Genomic DNA, 16167 nt, shown 5'->3' with positions numbered 1-16167 from the left:
GGAGATAGCATGATCGTTCGTCCCGTACGCAGCAGCGATTTACCGGCCCTGATTGATCTGGCGCGCAGCACCGGCACCGGCCTCACCACCTTGCCGGCCAATGAAGAGCGCCTGACCCACCGGGTTGGCTGGGCGGAAAAAACCTTTCGCGGCGAAGCCGGGCGCGGCGATGCCGACTACCTGTTCGTGCTGGAAAACGACGAAGGCCGCGTGGTGGGAATTTCCGCCATTGCGGGGGCCGTTGGCCTGCGTGAACCCTGGTACAACTTCCGGGTCGGGTTGACCGTCAGCGCGTCCCAGGAACTGAATATCTACCGTGAGATTCCGACGCTGTTCCTGGCCAACGACCTCACCGGCAATTCCGAATTGTGCTCGTTGTTCCTGCACGCCGATTACCGCAATGGCCTCAACGGTCGCATGCTGGCCAAGGCGCGCATGTTGTTTATCGCTGAGTTCCCGCAGTTGTTCGGCAACAAGATCATTGCCGAGATGCGCGGAGTGTCCAACGATGCCGGGCGTTCGCCGTTCTGGGAAAGCCTGGGCCGGCACTTCTTCAAGATGGAGTTCAGCCAGGCCGACTACCTCACCGGCGTGGGCAACAAAGCGTTTATCGCCGAGCTGATGCCGAAGTTTCCGTTGTACAGCTGCTTTCTTTCCGAGGACGCGCGCAATGTGATCGGTAAGGTGCATCCAGACACCGAGCCGGCGCTGAGCATGCTCAAGAGCGAAGGCTTCAGCTACCAGGGCTATGTCGACATTTTTGACGCCGGCCCGGCGGTGGAGTGTGAGACCAGCAAAATCCGCGCGGTGCGCGACAGCCAGTCACTGGTATTGGCCATCGGCACGCCGGGGGACGATGCCACGCCGTTCCTGATTCATAACCGCAAGCGTGAAGAGTGCCGTATTACCGCCGCTCCAGCTCGCCTGGCCGCAGGCACCCTGGTGGTCGATCCGCAGACCGCCAAGCGCCTGCAGCTGGTGGTGGGGGATCAAGTGCGTGCTGTTCCGTTGTCCGCTGCTCGGGAGTCGAAATAATGAATTCTTTGTATATCGCAGGTAGCTGGCTGGCCGGCCAGGGTGAACTGTTTGAATCGCGCAACCCGGTGACCCAGCAGGTGCTGTGGGCCGGCAATGGCGCCACCGTCGAACAGGTCGAGTCCGCCGTGCAGGCCGCGCGCCAGGCATTCCCGGCCTGGGCCAGGCGCCCGCTGGAAGAGCGCATCAGTGTGCTGGAAACGTTCGCCGCTACCCTGAAAAGCCGCGCCGATGAAATCGCCCGTTGTATCGGCGAGGAAACCGGCAAGCCGCTGTGGGAGTCGGCGACTGAAGTCACCAGCATGGCCAACAAGATCGCGATCTCGGTGCAAAGCTACCGCGAGCGTACCGGCGAGAAGAGCGGCCCCCTGGGCGACGCCACAGCCGTGTTGCGCCACAAACCTCACGGTGTGGTGGCAGTGTTTGGCCCTTACAATTTTCCCGGGCATTTGCCCAACGGCCATATCGTCCCGGCGTTGCTGGCGGGTAATACCGTGCTGTTCAAGCCGAGCGAGCTGACCCCGAAAGTCGCCGAGCTGACCGTGCAATGCTGGGTCGAGGCCGGCTTACCGGCGGGCGTGCTGAACTTGCTGCAAGGCGCGCGGGAAACCGGTATCGCCCTGGCGGCCAACCCTGGCATCGACGGCCTGTTCTTCACTGGCTCAAGCCGCACCGGCAATCATCTGCACCAGCAGTTCTCGGGGCGCCCGGACAAGATCCTGGCCCTGGAAATGGGTGGTAACAACCCGCTGGTCGTGGACGAGGTCGCCGATGTGGATGCAGCGGTCTACACCATCATCCAGTCGGCGTTTATCTCGGCAGGCCAACGTTGCACCTGCGCCCGTCGTTTGCTGGTGCCGGAAGGTGCCTGGGGCGATGCATTGCTGGCGCGGCTGGTGGCGGTCAGCACGACCATTGAAGTGGGCGCATTCGACCAGCAACCGGCACCGTTCATGGGCTCGGTGATTTCCCTTGCGGCGGCCAAAGCGCTGATGGAAGCGCAGGAACTGATGCTGGCCAATGGTGCCGTGGCGCTGCTGGAGATGACCCAGCCACAGGATCAAGCGGCTCTGCTCACCCCAGGCATTATCGACGTGACTGGCGTGACCGAGCGCGAAGACGAAGAACTGTTTGGCCCGCTGTTGCAGGTGATCCGCTACGCTGATTTTGCCGCGGCGATCGCCGAGGCCAACAACACTCAATACGGCTTGGCCGCTGGTTTGTTGTCGGATTCCGAAGCGCGTTACCAGCAGTTCTGGCTGGAAAGCCGCGCCGGCATCGTCAACTGGAACAAGCAACTGACCGGCGCCGCCAGTACGGCGCCATTTGGTGGGGTAGGGTCGTCGGGCAACCATCGCGCCAGTGCGTATTACGCGGCGGATTATTGCGCGTACCCGGTGGCGTCGCTTGAAACGCCAAGCTTGGTGGTTCCTGCCACGCTAACCCCCGGCATTACACTGATCTAAATGTGGGAGGGGGCTTGCTCCCGATAGCTATCTATCAGTTGATGAATCAAGTGACTGAACTGCCGCTATCGGGAGCAAGCCCCCTCCCATACCGGTTCAGTGGTGTATTTAAGTAATTTGATGCCTATAAAAACAGATGTTCGTGGAGCCTCGCCGATGAAATCCTATGAAGTCAATTTTGACGGTCTAGTGGGGCCGACCCATAACTACGGCGGGTTGTCCTACGGCAACGTCGCGTCCCAGAGCAACAGCCAGCAATCTTCCAATCCGAAGGAGGCGGCGTTGCAGGGCTTGCAGAAAATGAAAGCCCTGATGGACATGGGCTTTGTGCAAGGTGTGTTGGCGCCTCAGGAACGCCCGGTTGTGGCCGCCTTGCGCAACCTCGGTTTCAGCGGCAGCGACGCCCAGGTGATCCAGCAAGCGGCCAAGCACGCGATGCCGTTGCTGGTGGCCAGTTGCTCGGCATCCAGCATGTGGGTCGCCAACGCCGCAACCGTCAGCCCGAGCGCCGACACGGCAGATGGCCGCGTGCATTTCACCGCCGCGAACCTCAACTGCAAGTACCACCGCAGCATCGAACACCCCACCACCAGCCGCGTGCTGGGAGCGATGTTCGCCGAACAGAAACACTTCGCCCACCACGCCGCCTTGCCGGCGGTGGCGCAGTTCGGCGATGAGGGCGCGGCCAACCACACACGTTTCTGCCGTGAATACGGCGAGGCCGGCGTTGAGTTCTTCGTGTTTGGCCGCAGCGCGTTCGATACCCGCTACCCGGCCCCCCAGAAGTACCCGGCGCGCCAGACCCTTGAAGCGTCCCAGGCCGTCGCGCGCCTGCACGGCCTGAAGGATGACGGCGTGGTCTACGCCCAGCAGAACCCGACGGTGATCGATGCCGGCGTGTTCCACAACGATGTAATCGCGGTGGGCAACGGCGAGGTGCTGTTCTACCACGAGGACGCATTCCTCAACACCGAACAGATGCTCGCCGAGCTGCAAGCCAAGTTGGGCAAGCTGGGCGGCAACTTCCAGTCCGTCTGCGTGCCCCGTGCCCAGGTCAGTGTCGAGGACGCGGTGCGTTCCTACCTGTTCAACAGCCAGTTGCTGACCCGCCCTGACGGTTCGATGCTGTTGATTGTGCCGGAAGAGTGCCGCGCCAACGAGCGCGTGTGGCAATACCTGCAGGGCTTGACCGCCTCCGGTGGGCTGATCCGCGAGGTCAAGGTCTTCGACCTCAAGCAAAGCATGCAGAACGGTGGTGGGCCGGCATGCCTGCGTCTGCGCGTGGCATTGAACGAAACCGAGCTGGCAGCGGTGAATCCAGGCGTTATCATGACCGCACCGTTGTACGACACGCTGACCCAATGGGTCGACAAACACTACCGCGACAGCCTGCGCGAAACCGACCTGGCTGATCCGCAGTTGCTGCTTGAGTGCCGGACGGCACTGGATGAACTGACGCAAATCCTTAAACTGGGCTCGGTTTATCCTTTCCAGATCAATTAACGCCGTACGGCTGAGAACTATTTATGACCACCGACACCCTGAAACTGATCCTTGAAGACACCGACGGCACCCAGCTGGAAACGTCCTGCACTCGCGTTGCCGTGGTGTGGCAGGGCAAGGAGATCTGGATCCAGCACGACGGTCGCGGCCAACTGCTGATCGGTGTGGATGTGGAAGAGGGCGACGCCGAATACGCCAACCTGCTGATGCGCCCATTGGCTACCAACCTGATGAGCCTGCAACTGGAAATGGAACCGGCCGACGTTGAAGGTGATGATGACGATCACGTCCATGGTCCTGGCTGCAACCACTAAGGAAGCTGCTTATGCTCGCCCTCGGCAAACTGCTTGAACTGACCCTCGCCGGTCGTGAACCGGCGCAAAAAATTCAACTGACTGTCGACGGCGTGCAGATGCGCTGGCTCAGTGACGGCGCGCTTGAAGTGCGCCCACCTGAGGCGCGTGACAATGGCAGCGACCTGCTGCTGTCGTCCGGCATCCATGGCAACGAAACCGCGCCGATCGAGTTGCTCGACCGCCTGTTGCATGGCATTGCCCGCGGGGAGATCAAGCCCCGTACCCGTATTCTGTTCCTGTTCGGCAACCCCGAGGCCATGCGTCGCGGTGAGCGTTACCTCGAACTGGACGTCAACCGGCTGTTCAACGGCCGGCATGAAAAAAACATCGGTCCCGAAGCCATGCGTGCCGCCGAGCTTGAGCAGCTGGCCCGCAGTTTTTTCAGCCAGCCCGGCCGTTCACGCCTGCATTACGACCTGCATACCGCGATTCGTGGTTCGAAGATCGAGCAGTTTGCCCTTTACCCGTGGAAGGAGGGGCGCCAGCATTCACGCCGTGAACTGGCGCGCCTGAACGCAGCCGGCATGCAAGCGGTGTTGCTGCAGAACAAAACCTCGATCACCTTCACCGCGTTTACCTACGAACAGCTGGAGGCCGAAGCCTTCACCCTGGAGCTGGGCAAGGCGCGACCGTTCGGGCAGAACGAGGGCGTGGACGTGTCCCGCCTGGAAACGCGCCTGAAGCAGATGATCGAGGGCAACGAGCCGGAGAATGACAGCCTGGATGGCCTGCAATTGTTTGCCGTGTCCCGTGAAGTCATCAAGCACAGCGATGCGTTCCTGATGCACCTGCCGGCGGACGTGGAAAACTTCTCGCCGTTGGACAAGGGCTACCTGTTGGCCGAAGACGTGGCCAAGACCCGCTGGGTGATCGAGGAGGAGGGCGCCCGCATCATCTTCCCCAACCCCAAGGTGAAGAACGGCTTGCGAGCCGGGATTCTTATCGTGCCTGCCACGGATGCTGGGTTGGCTTAAATCTTAAGCCCAACTGGATCCAAATGTGGGAGGGGCGGTGCGACGTTTCGACTTGCCCCCGATAGCCGTATACCAGTCAGCCCATCTGCAGCTGACTCACCGCCATCGGTGGCAAGCCCCCTCCCACATGTTGTTTTGCAGTGTTGCTTATACCGCTACAGCCCGCGGCTCACTACGACGAATCGCCCGCACCTTGTGCAGGGTATCGGCGCACGTGCGCGCAGCTTCCTGGCCCTTATGCACGAAGTGCTCATAGAAGAACGTGGTGTGCTCGCTGCCAGCGTGGAAGTGATGCGGCGTCAAGGACACCGAGAACACTGGCACTTCGGTTTCCAGCTGAACCTGCATCAGCCCGCTGACCACCGATTGGGCGACGAATTCGTGACGATAAATGCCACCATCCACCACCAGGGCGGCGGCAACGATGCCGGCGTAACGGCCGGTCTTGGCCAGCAGCTTGGCGTGCAGGGGCAGTTCAAAGGCGCCGCCGACTTCGAAGAAATCGATGTCCGATTCCTGGTAGCCCTGGGCGATCATTTCAGCGAGGAAGCCTTTGCGCGATTGGTCAACAATATCCTTGTGCCAGCAGGCCTGGATAAACGCGACGCGCTCGCCGTGATGGTTTTTGCTTTTACTGTCGATTGCAGTGGGTTGCATGTTCTGACTCCTGTTTAAGAAAAAAACAGGGCGTTATGAATCGAATGGGATTTTTAAGGGTACGAACAACGGCGTCATGCAGGCATGAGGTCAGTGCGCGGCCCTTAGGTGCCAATCCCGTTCTCTCTTCATCCGGACTATGACCGTCGGCCCCGGGATCACACCGGGTCTGCTGACCTTGTCGCCGTCCCGCGTGAGCAGTTCGAGGCGCCAAGCGCTCGCGGGCTATACACATTGCGTGCAATTACCGCCGGTGGGGAATTGCACCCCGCCCTGAGAACGTTGCCGCCAGAACCCTGGCGGCGGAGAGTTTTTAACATGGTTTTTCAAAAACTGCACGAGTGCCGTATCGATAACCTATATCGGTTTGTTTGGTTGGTATTCGATTGAATGCAGGTGGGGCTTGATATTCTGCGGCGTTGCCCGCAGTAATCACTCACAAAAGGATTTATCCATTCCGTTAGAGGCCCTCTTCATGACCGTGATCGACCTGCGCAGCGACACCGTGACCCAACCCACCCCCGGCATGCTCGACGCGATGGCCAGCGCCGTAAGTGGTGATGACGTCTATGGTGAGGACCCCAGCGTCAACCGTCTGGAAGCCGAGTTGGCCAAGCGTCTGGGGTTTTCCGCTGCGCTGTTCGTGCCCACCGGCACCATGAGCAACCTGCTGGCGTTGATGGCTCACTGTGAGCGTGGCGAGGAATACATCGTCGGCCAGCAGGCCCACACCTACAAATACGAAGGCGGCGGTGCAGCGGTGCTTGGCTCGATCCAGCCACAGCCCCTGGAAGTGCAGGCGGACGGCTCGCTCGATCTGGACCATGTGTTCGCAGCCATCAAGCCCGACGACTTCCACTTTGCCCGCACGCGCCTGCTGGCGCTGGAAAACACTATGCAGGGCAAGGTGCTGCCGCTGGAGTACCTGGCCAAAGCTCGCGCCTTCACCCGTGAACATGGCCTGGGCCTGCATCTGGACGGTGCACGTATCTACAATGCCGCGGTCAAGCTGGGTGTAGATGTGCGGGAGATTGCCCAGCATTTCGATTCGGTGTCGGTGTGCTTGTCCAAGGGGCTCGGTGCTCCCGTCGGCTCTGTGTTGTGCGGCTCGACCGCGCTAATCGCCAAGGCGCGGCGCCTGCGCAAGATGGTCGGCGGTGGCATGCGTCAGGCCGGCTCCCTGGCGGCGGCGGGGCTGTATGCCCTGGATCATCAGGTGCAGCGCCTGGCTGACGACCATGCCAACGCGCAATGGCTGGGTGATGAGCTGCGCAAGGCCGGTTACACCGTGGAGCCGGTGCAGACCAATATGGTCTACGTGCAAATCGGTGACCGGGCCCAGGCCCTGAAGGCCTTTGCCGCCGAGCGCGGAGTCAAGTTGAGCGCCGCACCGCGTCTGCGCATGGTCACTCACCTGGACGTCAGTCGGGCGCAGATCGAGCAAGTCGTGCAAACATTCGTCGAGTTTTCGCGAAAATGACAGTGCACGCCGTCTAATTGAGTGTTTCTATCACATAAACACGCTGTACCACCGGCAAAGGGCCGATATAATGCGGCCCTTTGCCGTCGCTCCGTCTGATGATGTTGCGCACTGGCCTTTGGCCGCAGCCTCCGTGGAAGAACCTAATGAAAAGCGCAGAAATCCGTGAAGCCTTCCTTCGCTTCTTCGAAGAGCAAGGCCACACCCGTGTAGCCTCCAGCTCATTGATCCCAAGCAATGACCCAACCCTGCTGTTCACTAACGCGGGGATGAATCAGTTCAAGGACTGTTTCCTGGGCCAGGAAAAACGCGCCTATACCCGCGCAGTCAGCAGCCAGAAGTGCGTACGCGCCGGTGGTAAGCACAACGACCTGGAAAATGTCGGCTACACCGCCCGTCACCACACCTTTTTCGAAATGCTCGGCAACTTCAGCTTTGGCGATTATTTCAAGCAGGACGCGATCAACTTCGCCTGGACCTTCCTGACCGGCGTATTGAAGCTACCGAAGGAAAAACTCTGGGTCACCGTCTACGCCACTGACGACGAGGCCTACGACATCTGGACCAAGCAAGTCGGTGTGCCGCCTGAGCGCATGGTGCGTATCGGCGACAACAAAGGTGCGCCGTATGCCTCCGACAACTTCTGGACCATGGGTGACACCGGCCCCTGCGGCCCCTGCACCGAGATCTTCTACGATCACGGCGCCGACATCTGGGGCGGCCCACCGGGTTCGCCGGAAGAAGACGGCGACCGCTACATCGAAATCTGGAACAACGTGTTCATGCAGTTCAACCGCACCGCCGATGGCGTGTTGCATCCGCTACCGGCGCCGTCGGTAGACACTGGCATGGGCCTGGAGCGGATCAGTGCGGTGATGCAGCACGTGCACTCCAATTATGAAATCGACCTGTTCCAGAGCCTGCTGGCTGCCGCGGCCAAGGCCATCGGCTGCGCCAATGAAGACCAGGCGTCGCTGAAAGTGGTGGCTGACCACATCCGTTCCTGCGGCTTCCTGATTGCCGACGGCGTACTGCCGTCCAACGAAGGCCGTGGCTACGTGCTGCGTCGCATCATCCGTCGCGCCTGTCGTCACGGTAACAAGCTGGGCGCCAATGGCAGCTTCTTCTACCAGATCGTGGCGGCCCTGGTCGCCGAAATGGGCGAAGCCTTCCCGGAGCTCAAGCAGAACCAGGCGCACATCGAGCGCGTGCTCAAGGCCGAAGAGGAACAGTTCGCCAAGACTCTGGAGCAGGGCCTGAAAATCCTCGAGCAAGACCTCGCCAACCTGCAAGGCACGGTGGTGCCGGGCGACGTGGTGTTCAAGCTCTACGACACCTACGGCTTCCCGATGGACCTGACCGGCGACATCGCCCGTGAACGCAACCTGACCCTCGACGAGGAAGGTTTCGAACGCGAGATGGAAGCCCAGCGTGTGCGTGCGCGTTCCGCCAGCTCTTTCGGCATGGATTACAACAGCCTGGTCAAGGTCGATGTGGCCACCGAATTCACTGGCTACAAGGCCACCAGCGGTTCGGCCAAGGTGGTTGCACTGTATAAGGACGGTCAGTCCGTGGACGTCTTGAATGAAGGCGACGATGGCGTGGTGGTGTTGGACCAGACGCCGTTCTATGCCGAGTCCGGTGGCCAGATCGGTGACTGTGGGTTCCTCAAGGCGAGCTCCGGTCGCTTCGACGTGCGCGACACTACCAAGACCGGCGGTGCGTTCCTGCACCACGGTGTATTGGCGTCGGGCAGTCTCACCGTAGGTTCCCCCGTGGAAACCCAAGTGGACGCCGATGTGCGCCATGCCACCTCGTTGAACCATTCGGCCACTCACTTGCTGCACGCGGCATTGCGCCAAGTGTTGGGCGAACACGTCCAGCAAAAGGGGTCGTTGGTCGACAGCCAGCGCCTGCGTTTCGACTTCAGTCACTTCGAAGCGATCAAGCCTGAGCAGATCAAGGCCCTGGAAGACATCGTCAACGCTGAAATTCGCAAGAACACCGCGGTGCAAACCGAAGAGACCGATATCGAGACTGCTAAGGCCAAGGGCGCCATGGCGCTGTTCGGCGAGAAGTACGGCGACAGCGTGCGTGTGCTGAGCATGGGAGGCGACTTCTCGGTGGAGCTGTGTGGCGGTATCCACGCCAACCGTACCGGCGATATTGCCCTGCTGAAAATTGTCAGCGAAGGCGGTGTGGCCTCCGGCGTACGTCGTATTGAAGCGGTCACCGGCGCTGCGGCCCTGGCCTATCTCAATGCGGCTGAAGAACAACTCAAGGAAGCGGCCACCCTGGTCAAGGGCAGCCGCGACAACCTGATCGACAAGCTTTCCGCCGTGCTGGAGCGCAACCGTGCGCTGGAGAAACAGCTGGAGCAGTTGCAGGCCAAGGCGGCCAGTGCAGCAGGCGACGACCTGTCAGCCTCTGCCGTTGACGTCAAGGATGTCAAAGTCCTGGCGGCGCGCCTGGACGGTCAGGACGGCAAGGCGCTGTTGGCCCTGGTCGATCAGTTGAAGAACAAGCTCGGCCGCGCAGTGATCCTGCTCGGCAGTGTCCATGAGGATAAGGTCGTTCTGGTTGCCGGTGTAACCAAGGACCTGACTGGCCAACTCAAAGCCGGTGATTTGATGAAGCAAGCCGCCGCGGCAGTGGGCGGCAAGGGCGGTGGTCGTCCGGACATGGCTCAAGGCGGTGGTGTAGACGCGGCGGCCCTGGACGCGGCCCTGGCCCTGGCCGTGCCGTTTGTCGAGGCAGGTATTTAAGGCACTGTTTATCGGCCTGTGGTGTAGTCACGGGCTTGTTCAGTGCGGGTGGATTGGATATTAGGCGCCCCTTTACGGGCTGAGGCGGCTTGGAAATGGCTTTGATCGTACAGAAATTTGGAGGTACCTCGGTCGGTTCTGTCGAAAGAATCGAGCAGGTCGCCGACAAGGTTAAGAAGTTCCGCGATGCCGGCGATGACCTGGTGGTGGTGCTGTCGGCCATGAGTGGCGAGACCAATCGCCTGATCGAACTGGCCAAGGCCATCAGTGGGGATCAGCAGCCGCTGCCGCGTGAGCTGGATGTGATCGTGTCCACGGGCGAGCAGGTCACCATTGGGCTGTTGGCCATGGCGCTGAACAAGCGTGGCGTGCCGGCGGTGTCCTACACTGGTAGCCAAGTGCGCATTCTTACGGACAGCGCGCATACCAAGGCGCGCATTCTGCAGATTGACGATCAGAAAATTCGTACTGATCTGAAAGCAGGGCGCGTGGTAGTTGTAGCGGGTTTCCAGGGCGTGGATGAGCAAGGCAATATCACCACCCTTGGCCGTGGCGGTTCGGACACCACCGGTGTGGCTCTGGCGGCAGCGCTAAAGGCTGACGAATGCCAGATCTATACCGATGTGGATGGCGTCTACACCACTGACCCGCGGGTTGTGCCTGTGGCCCAGCGCCTGGACAAGATTACCTTTGAAGAAATGCTGGAAATGGCCAGCCTGGGTTCCAAGGTGTTGCAGATTCGTGCGGTGGAGTTCGCCGGCAAGTACAACGTCCCGCTGCGCGTATTGCACAGCTTCAAGGAGGGGCCGGGCACCCTCATTACTATTGATGAAGAGGAATCCATGGAACAGCCGATCATTTCCGGCATCGCTTTCAATCGCGATGAAGCCAAGCTGACGATCCGTGGCGTGCCAGACACTCCAGGCGTGGCTTTCAAGATTCTCGGCCCTATCAGCGGAGCGAACATCGAAGTCGACATGATCGTGCAGAACGTTTCGCACGATAACACCACCGATTTCACCTTCACCGTGCACCGCAACGAGTACGATGCGGCAGAGCGGATCCTGCAGAGCACAGCGAGCGAGATTGGCGCCCGTGAGGTGGTGGGTGATACCAAGATCGCCAAGGTCTCGATCGTGGGCGTGGGCATGCGTTCCCACGCTGGCGTTGCCAGTCGCATGTTCGAAGCGTTGGCCAAGGAAAGTATCAATATCCAGATGATCTCCACGTCGGAGATCAAAGTCTCGGTAGTGATCGAAGAGAAGTACCTCGAGCTGGCTGTGCGTGCGCTGCACACCGCTTTTGAGCTGGACGCGCCGGCCCGACAGGGCGAGTGATGTGTAGCCAGGAAGGCGCGGTTTTACCGCGCCTTTCATTTTTTTGTGGGGCGCATGCTCTTTTGCGTGGGCTCGACAATACTTAGGCAGGTAGGGCTATGGCCTTTCGGTTGTAGGTCGAATGCCTTTTTTTTGCAGACTGTTGTTCCTGAACTGAAATGCGTGAGGAGAAAGGCATGCTGATTCTGACTCGTCGTTGCGCAGAAAGCCTGATTATCGGTGATGGCGAAATCACCGTGACCGTGCTCGGCGTCAAAGGCAATCAAGTACGTATTGGGGTTAACGCTCCGAAAGAGGTAGCGGTCCACCGCGAGGAAATCTACCTGCGGATCAAGAAAGAGAAGGACGAAGAACCAAGCCTTTAATTTTTATCGTTTTTTATGTTTGCAAACGGGGAAGAACGTGGTTAATATACGCCCCGTGTTGCGGAGAGCTGGCCGAGTGGCCGAAGGCGCTCCCCTGCTAAGGGAGTACACCTCAAAAGGGTGTCGGGGGTTCGAATCCCCCGTTCTCCGCCATTATTTGCTTAGTACGTTGCAATCTGGTTTTTTCGGTAAGTTGTTGAAAATACTCGAAAAAATAGCTTTACATAGAGATTGAACGGCCTATAATGCGCGGCAACAAATGCACTCGTAGCTCAGCTGGATAGAGTACTCGGCTACGAACCGAGCGGTCACAGGTTCGAATCCTGTCGAGTGCACCATTTAAGAGTTAGTTGCAGTAATGCAGGTAATTCAGTTTCAACCAGTTGTGACCTGGTCTAAAAACACAATCTGCACTCGTAGCTCAGCTGGATAGAGTACTCGGCTACGAACCGAGCGGTCACAGGTTCGAATCCTGTCGAGTGCACCATACAAACAAAAAGCCCGCCTAGTGCGGGCTTTTTGCCGTCTGGGGTTTGTGTAGGTTTTATCCCTTGATTCAATCTTTTTCTCCTACCCATGTGTTTTCCCTCCCGTCTGTGGCGTCGCAGTTCATGGATGTTAGCCAAGGCTGAGCTTTGACGCGCAAGCACTTGTTCTTTCCAGTTTTTTAACGTTTAAAACTTCCGGGCGGTGTATCATGCGCCCGTCAGCTCCGCCGGGGCTTGTGGAATACCTCCATGGACTTACCCAGTAGTTACTCAGTACCCCGTTTTACCAATCATGAATTGACTGATTGATCCTTCCGGCGTGCCCCGCTGCTGGGAGTGGAGTTCGCCTATGACCGAAGTAGAAGTAAAGAAAACACAAGAAAGCCTGCAGGATCGCCTGGCTCAAGTCATCGAGCTGCTGCAGCGCCAGCGCGTGGTCGAAGACCTCACGCACCGCCAGGAAGGTCCGAATCACGACCGCGTTGAAAACCTGGTTCACCGGCAAAACCTGGTCGAGTTGCAACGCAAGCTCGATGACCTGCACTCCGCCGACGTTGCCTATATTCTCGAAGCGCTGCCACTGGATGATCGACTGACTCTTTGGCAGTTGGTGAAGGCTGATCGCGACGGCGATATCCTTCTAGAAGTCTCTGATTCCGTTCGTGAAACCCTGATCGCCGACATGGACGATCATGAGCTCCTGGCTGCTGCCCGGGAGATGGATGCGGACGAGCTCGCCGACCTGGCCCCTGAGCTGCCCCGTGACGTCGTCCATGAGTTGATGGAGGCGCTCGACTCGCAGCAGCGTGAGCGCGTGCGTTCGGCGCTGTCTTACGACGAGGATCAGGTTGGCGCGCTGATGGACTTCGAGATGGTCACCATCCGTGAAGACGTCAGTCTTGAAGTGGTGCTACGTTACCTGCGCCGTCTCAAGGAGCTGCCAGGTCATACCGACAAACTGTTTGTGGTCGACTACGAAGGGATTCTCAAGGGCGTACTGCCGATCAAGCGTCTGTTGGTCAACGACCCCGAAAAGAAAGTCGCAGACGTAATGGCCAGTGATCCGGTGAGCTTCCATCCGGATGAGGATGCTTATGATGCCGCCCAAGCGTTTGAGCGTTATGACTTGATCTCCGCGCCGGTTGTCGACAAGAACGGGAAGCTGATTGGCCGTTTGACTATCGATGAGATGGTCGACCTGATTCGTGAGGAAAGCGAAACAGAAGTCCTCAACATGGCGGGCCTGCGTGAAGAGGAAGATATATTTGCCTCGGTATGGCGCTCGCTGCGTAACCGTTGGGCCTGGTTGGCGGTCAACTTGATCACTGCGTTTATCGCCTCACGAGTTATCGGTCTGTTCGAGGGTTCCATCGAGAAACTGGTGGCGCTGGCGGCGCTGATGCCGATCGTAGCGGGTATCGGCGGTAACTCCGGCAACCAGACCATTACCATGATCGTGCGTGCCATGGCCCTTGACCAGGTTAATACCGGCAACACCTCACGCCTGATGCGCAAAGAGCTGGCGGTGGCGCTGATCAATGGCGTCGTCTGGGGAGGGGTTATTGGTATCGTCGCCTACCTGCTGTATGACAGCTGGTCCCTGGGGGTCGTCATGACCGCTGCTATGACTCTAAACCTCCTGCTCGCGGCGCTCATGGGTGTTCTGATTCCTATGACCTTGGCGCGTCTTGGGCGTGATCCGGCGATGGGGGCCAGCGTGATGATCACGGCGATGACTGACAGTGGTGGCTTCTTTATCTTCCTGGGGCTGGCGACTATCTTCCTGCTCTGATTCCTTCCGGCGGGGGCAAGTCTGCCCCCGCCCACATCATGCCCTTCCAAATTTCGCGCAAAAAAAAAGCCAGCACATGGCTGGCTTCGGCTTTCAAGCGCCAATCAATTGGCTTCTGCGGCTGCCTCGACGTCGTGGGCGATCAGCGAGACCAGAGCATTTTGCTGGCGATGGGAGAGCTGACGAAAACGCTGCAGCAGTTCGCGTTCGTGCAGTGACAGCTCGGGGCTGTCCAGGCGCATGCTCAGCTCTTCACCCAAGGCACCTTCCTGAATAAGGCTCTGTTCCAGGCGTGCGATGATTTCGGAGTTCATGCTGCGGTGATGATTGCGAGCCACCTCGGCAATGCGTTCCCGCATTCCGTCTGGCAGACGTACGACGAACTTGTCAGCCGTACGGCTGGAATAAATTGCCTGTTTCAATGGGCGCATATATTTAACCGGTTAGTTCAGGGGAGCGGTTTTTGGAATTGGCCGCAAGATGAGTGTTAAGACAAGGCTCACGACCAAAGTTCAACCCGAATTGCAAAGAGGCCGCATCATGCCTCAGATTTGACATTTCATTGGCGTCAATTCTGTGACAAATATTGAACTGCCTACAGGCTTTATGCCAGCACTGATTTGCGTTTTTGCGGACTGGTTAAAAACTCTTCGCGATCAGATGAGGGTAGGCGATCTTCGCCCATGACAGTCCCGCGTCCAAGTCGCAGGGCGCATCCCATAAGGAATATGGCGTTTTGCCCGCAATCCTAAGACTAGTGGCAGTTTGCTTGTTTGCTAATGTCAGGCGACATAAGGTAGGGGCATCAGCGCAGGACAGGGTCGAATTTGATTCGACGGCCTACGATGAGCGTCAGGAGCAGCAGACTGCCAAACACAGCGCTGACGATAAAGGCGGTGGTTTGATTAACCTGGGTCGTTGAGGCCAGACCGATCAGTGTGGCGGCGCAAGTGAGGCAAAGTAATAGCCAGGCAAGCTTGGACATCGGCGGCGTTCTCAGAAAACCCAGTGTTCAGAGGCTGGCGCGGTTTGTGCGTCCTGGGCCAATCTGACAGGTGACTGCGGTGTCGCGTTCATCACTGCGAGTTGAGGGCGTTGTTGCTGTTGAAGGTAATGCGGGGTTGCTTGGCTGATTTGCGCAGTGTCTTCGGTAGGCGGTTGGAATTGGAGCATCACCAAGGCAGTCAATGCCACTGTATTAAGGCCTAGCAGAAGGGCGCTGTTCATGGTGACGTACTCCGTGGATGCCTGGATCAGTTGGTTTTTGTAACTGAGCTATTGCAGATGCCGTGCCAATATTTTATGTCAGTAAAATCAATCAGTTAGCTTTAAGTTCGCTCTCTTGGGCTTGCAGTTTGCAAGTATGGCGTTTTGAGGGTAGTGCAATTTGCACGACCGATACGTGGTGGCGAGAGGTTGGCTTGCAGTTGGCAATGCCCAAAAGTATCCGCCTACAATCAAAAAGGCTGCGGACGACATGACAAAACCAACCTTGGCCGTTAACATGCTCGCCGATCATCGCTAAGCTGGCTTTTTGCGCTGACAGCAGTATTCGTCCCAGTAGCTCAATTGGATAGAGCATCCCCCTCCTAAGGGGAAGGTTGGCCGTTCGAACCGGCCCTGGGACACCATCCATCTTGCTAGCTCCCTCAGTTGTCGGTATTCGCCGATTTGTCACTCAGACATTTCCTTCTATATAGCTTCGGTTTATTTCAAGCCTGGAGTCGATGTCTATCGGCTGTCACGTGATTGAGGGGGAGCTGTTCAGGGCTTTGCAGATGGGTGATTGGAAGATTCTTACTCCTCGCCAAAGCTTGCCTGTTTTCTTCTATATAGAGAGGGGCTGGCAAATCGGGCGTAAATCGACAGTGCCGAAGGAATTTCATCTTTTTTGATTTAATGGCTTGACGCTCATGCTGATACCTGTAGAATTCGCCTCCCGCTAACGA

14 protein-coding genes, 4 tRNA genes and 1 riboswitch are annotated in these 16167 nt (G+C 58.5%); of the genes, 14 read left to right on the top strand and 4 right to left on the bottom strand.

Annotation, left to right across the window (positions count from 1 at the left end; all coding sequences use genetic code 11):
- Window positions 1–9 precede the first annotated feature (9 nt).
- From astA to astE, 5 genes are all read left to right on the top strand, one after another.
- The gene (gene astA / locus QZR30_RS27230) at window positions 10–1035 is read left to right on the top strand and encodes an arginine N-succinyltransferase (protein ID WP_005790626.1); all 1026 of its coding nucleotides are present in this window, start codon (window positions 10–12) and stop codon (window positions 1033–1035) included.
- Window positions 1032–2501, top strand: coding sequence for a succinylglutamate-semialdehyde dehydrogenase (gene astD / locus QZR30_RS27225; RefSeq protein ID WP_162493185.1), 1470 nt, complete (start codon window positions 1032–1034; stop codon window positions 2499–2501). Before astA ends, astD begins: the two co-directional genes overlap by 4 nt.
- A gap of 156 nt (window positions 2502–2657) precedes the next feature.
- A complete protein-coding gene (astB, locus tag QZR30_RS27220; protein WP_311904698.1) occupies window positions 2658–4004 on the top strand; it encodes an N-succinylarginine dihydrolase in 1347 nt (448 codons plus the stop codon).
- A gap of 23 nt (window positions 4005–4027) precedes the next feature.
- Entirely contained in the window at window positions 4028–4318 is a 291-nt protein-coding gene (locus QZR30_RS27215; RefSeq protein WP_003214319.1) for a hypothetical protein, read from the top strand.
- Window positions 4319–4329: 11 nt separating this feature from the next.
- Complete coding sequence (gene astE / locus QZR30_RS27210) at window positions 4330–5334, top strand: succinylglutamate desuccinylase (RefSeq protein WP_311904697.1); 1005 nt, start codon at window positions 4330–4332, stop codon at window positions 5332–5334.
- A 147-nt stretch (window positions 5335–5481) separates the two neighbouring features.
- On the opposite strand, the gene QZR30_RS27205 is transcribed toward astE, so the two are convergent.
- Complete coding sequence (locus QZR30_RS27205; protein WP_032879834.1) at window positions 5482–5991, bottom strand: 6,7-dimethyl-8-ribityllumazine synthase; 510 nt, start codon at window positions 5989–5991, stop codon at window positions 5482–5484.
- A gap of 115 nt (window positions 5992–6106) precedes the next feature.
- A riboswitch (FMN riboswitch) is annotated at window positions 6107–6276 on the bottom strand.
- Window positions 6277–6466: 190 nt separating this feature from the next.
- Here QZR30_RS27205 and ltaE point away from each other — a divergent pair.
- From ltaE to mgtE, 8 genes are all read left to right on the top strand, one after another.
- On the top strand, window positions 6467–7471 hold the full coding sequence (ltaE, locus tag QZR30_RS27200; RefSeq protein ID WP_046069182.1) for a low-specificity L-threonine aldolase: 1005 nt from the start codon (window positions 6467–6469) through the stop codon (window positions 7469–7471).
- Window positions 7472–7617: 146 nt separating this feature from the next.
- A complete protein-coding gene (gene alaS, locus QZR30_RS27195; protein ID WP_059398226.1) occupies window positions 7618–10236 on the top strand; it encodes an alanine--tRNA ligase in 2619 nt (872 codons plus the stop codon).
- Between the two features lie 95 nt (window positions 10237–10331).
- A complete protein-coding gene (locus QZR30_RS27190) occupies window positions 10332–11573 on the top strand; it encodes an aspartate kinase (RefSeq protein WP_046069180.1) in 1242 nt (413 codons plus the stop codon).
- Between the two features lie 176 nt (window positions 11574–11749).
- The gene (gene csrA / locus QZR30_RS27185; protein WP_003175645.1) at window positions 11750–11938 is read left to right on the top strand and encodes a carbon storage regulator CsrA; all 189 of its coding nucleotides are present in this window, start codon (window positions 11750–11752) and stop codon (window positions 11936–11938) included.
- Between the two features lie 62 nt (window positions 11939–12000).
- Window positions 12001–12091, top strand: a tRNA-Ser gene (locus QZR30_RS27180).
- Between the two features lie 108 nt (window positions 12092–12199).
- A tRNA-Arg gene (locus tag QZR30_RS27175) sits at window positions 12200–12276 on the top strand.
- A 72-nt stretch (window positions 12277–12348) separates the two neighbouring features.
- Window positions 12349–12425: transfer RNA gene (locus QZR30_RS27170), tRNA-Arg, on the top strand.
- A 350-nt stretch (window positions 12426–12775) separates the two neighbouring features.
- Complete coding sequence (gene mgtE, locus QZR30_RS27165; RefSeq protein ID WP_043050354.1) at window positions 12776–14218, top strand: magnesium transporter; 1443 nt, start codon at window positions 12776–12778, stop codon at window positions 14216–14218.
- Window positions 14219–14322: 104 nt separating this feature from the next.
- On the opposite strand, the gene QZR30_RS27160 is transcribed toward mgtE, so the two are convergent.
- The 3 genes from QZR30_RS27160 to QZR30_RS27150 form a co-directional block, all read right to left on the bottom strand.
- On the bottom strand, window positions 14323–14649 hold the full coding sequence (locus QZR30_RS27160; protein ID WP_003193592.1) for an Arc family DNA-binding protein: 327 nt from the start codon (window positions 14647–14649) through the stop codon (window positions 14323–14325).
- Window positions 14650–15023: 374 nt separating this feature from the next.
- On the bottom strand, window positions 15024–15203 hold the full coding sequence (locus tag QZR30_RS27155; RefSeq protein ID WP_068967609.1) for a PA3371 family protein: 180 nt from the start codon (window positions 15201–15203) through the stop codon (window positions 15024–15026).
- A gap of 11 nt (window positions 15204–15214) precedes the next feature.
- The gene (locus QZR30_RS27150) at window positions 15215–15445 is read right to left on the bottom strand and encodes a hypothetical protein (RefSeq protein ID WP_046069178.1); all 231 of its coding nucleotides are present in this window, start codon (window positions 15443–15445) and stop codon (window positions 15215–15217) included.
- A 327-nt stretch (window positions 15446–15772) separates the two neighbouring features.
- On the opposite strand from QZR30_RS27150, the gene QZR30_RS27145 reads away from it, so the two are divergent.
- Window positions 15773–15849, top strand: a tRNA-Arg gene (locus QZR30_RS27145).
- The last annotated feature ends 318 nt before the right edge of the window (window positions 15850–16167 follow it).

Source organism: Pseudomonas sp. rhizo25 (genome assembly GCF_031931935.1).
GTDB lineage: Bacteria > Pseudomonadota > Gammaproteobacteria > Pseudomonadales > Pseudomonadaceae > Aquipseudomonas > Aquipseudomonas synxantha.
This window is presented reverse-complemented; position numbering and strand designations above follow the sequence as displayed.